Annotated in this window: 2 protein-coding genes; both read right to left on the bottom strand. The window is 68.1% G+C overall.

The features are described from left to right. The coding region (locus AB0D93_RS41465) for a condensation domain-containing protein (protein ID WP_362131932.1) at positions 1-1,037 on the bottom strand (1,037 nt) is incomplete at its 3' end. Between the two features lie 105 nt (positions 1,038-1,142). Further along, a complete protein-coding gene (locus AB0D93_RS41460) occupies positions 1,143-2,453 on the bottom strand; it encodes an MFS transporter (protein ID WP_362131935.1) in 1,311 nt (436 codons plus the stop codon). Between the last annotated feature and the right edge of the window lie 77 nt (positions 2,454-2,530).

The following is a 2,530-nucleotide window of genomic DNA, read 5'->3' as shown; positions in this document are numbered from 1 at the left end:
CCCCAACGCGCACGCATCACCAAACTGTTGATGCCATAACCCAGCATCCCCTGCAGCTCAGGACGACCCCGACCCGACACCACAGTCCCCACCGCAATGTCCTGACGACCCACATACCGCGACAACACCAACTGATACGCCGTCAGCAACACCACAAACGGCGTCACACCGTACTGGGCCGCCGTCTTCTTCACCCGCTCATCCAGTCCCGCCGGAAACGAAACGGTGACCTCGGCACCCTCGAAGCCGCGCGCCGCCGGCCTGGGACGGTCGGTCGGCAGTTCCAGCGGGGTGAGCCCGTCCAACTGGTCCCGCCAATAATCCAACTCGCGCTCCAGCCGCTCACCCGAAAGGTACTCCCGCTGCCACACCGCGAAATCCGCATACTGCAATTCCGGCTCAGCGAGCTCGCAAGAACGCCCCCCGGCGAAAGCCAGATAAAGCTCGCTCAGCTCCTCCATGAACAAACGAGTGGACCACGCGTCGCAAGCAACATGGTGGAAAACCACGACCAGTACGTGATCGTCCTCGGCCAGCCGCACCAGCGTTCCCCGCAACGGCCACTCCCGCTCCACGTCGAACGCCCCGGCGGACTCCGCGCGGAACATCTCCACGGCGCGCCGTTCGCGGCTGTCCGCGTCGGCGTCGCTCAGGTCGACGTCCATCAGGTCGACCGGACGCGGCTCATCGATCACCTGGACCGGAGCCGCGCCGTCCATGACATAGCGGGTCCGCAGAATCTCGTGCCGATCGCACATCCCCCGCCAGGCACGGCCCAGTGCCACCCGGTCCAGCCGGCCGCCCAACCGGACCGCCAAAGGAACCAGATATTCGGCACTCTCCGGATCCAGACGATTCAAGAACCACATCTGCTGCTGCCCGTACGACAACGGCAACGGACCCGACCGATCAGCACGGCCGATCACCGCTCGGCCACGTCCGGTCGCACCGCCACGACCGCGGCCCAAACGGCGCCGCAGCAACTCCTCACGAGCTGCCGCGCCGCCGTCGGTCTTCCGATTCTCTTCTGCGCCCACTGGTCCTCGTCCTCGCACTCCGCACACGTCTTCCCGTTCTCAGCTCACTCTCCATATCGGCCTATACTTTTTCGCCACAATTCCTATGAGGCGAGGCGCTCTTGATTACTGCAGCCTCTCGCCCTCAGGTCCTTTCGTGTCCCCGGATCCGCCGTCGGTGGCCGTCACCAGACTGATGTTGCGCGCGCTGCGGATGCCCGGGCTCAACGCCGCCCCGACCGCCATCGCGAACATGGCCCCTGCGGCGGCCAGCACCGTGGTGCTGGCGCCGAAGGCGGCGAGGAGGAAGCCGCCCGCCATCGCGCCGGCGGAGTTCGCACCCGAGGCGAGGAGGGCGCCGACGCTGGTGACGCGGCCCTGCATCTCGTCCGGTGTGATCTGGATCTGGTACAGGCCTCCGGCCACTCCCATCAGCGCTGCCGCGTAGTTCATTCCCGCGTACAGGCCGCCCAGCAGCACGGGGCTGGAGGTGAAGGCCATCGGGGTCATCAGTACGGCCCAGGTGAGGACCGTTCCGATGAGGGTGGCGACGGGTGTGAGCCGCTTGATCCACCAGGACCCGGTCAGCGCACCGATGATGCCGCCGACGCCCGCCACCGCACCCATGGTGCCGACGGCCATCGGGGACCCGCCGCCGTCCTTGATGAGGACGACAAGGGCGAGCCCCAGCACCTGGAAGACGAGATTGGTCAGCGCGATCAGCACGGACGCGTCCCGTACGAAGCGCTGGCGCCACACCCATACGAACCCTTCGGCGAGTTCGGTGCGGATCCTGCGAGGTTCGGCCGCGCGCTGGAGCTGGAACCGTTGCTTGACCGGCAGCAGGGTCAGCAGCGCCACGAGGTGGGAGAACGCGGCGAAGGCGAACGGCAGCCACCTGCCGGCGGCGAACAACGATCCGGATGTGGGCTGGCCGATGAGCGCGGCGGCCTGGCCGCGGGCCTCGTTCTGCGAGAGCGCGGCCGACAGGTGCTCCGGGTCGACGACGTTGCGGACGGCCGCGCGTTCGGCGAGCCGGTAGAAGATCGCCGCGCTGCCCTGGACGAACGCCGCCGCCATGATGTGGGGCAGCCAGAAGTGACCCGCGATGAGGGCCGCCGCCACGCTGCCCATGGTCACCAGCCCCAGGATGTCGCAGGTGATCATCAGGCGGCGCCGGTCCCAGCGGTCGACGAGTACTCCGGCTGGGAGCTGGACCAACAGGCGCGGAAGCATCGCGGCGAAGCCCACCAGGCCGGCCCCGACCTCCGACCCGGTGAACCAGATGATCAGCAGCGGGTACGCGGTGGTGGCCACTCCCGTGCCCAGCAGGGTGCTGCCGGCGCCCATCCACAGCCGCAGGAAGTCACGGTTCTTGCGGAGCGGCGGCAGCCTGCCGTCCCCGGTACCGCTCTTCTCGGCTGCGGACTCCTCCATGACGCTCACGTGGGCGCCTCCTCACGTTCGGTGGTGCTGTGCGCGAACACCCCGTCCGTGAAGGGGGTCGCCGGGAG

Origin of the sequence: Streptomyces sp. NPDC048191 (assembly GCF_040652655.1) — a bacterium.
Taxonomy (GTDB): Bacteria; Actinomycetota; Actinomycetes; order Streptomycetales; family Streptomycetaceae; genus Streptomyces.
This window is presented reverse-complemented; position numbering and strand designations above follow the sequence as displayed.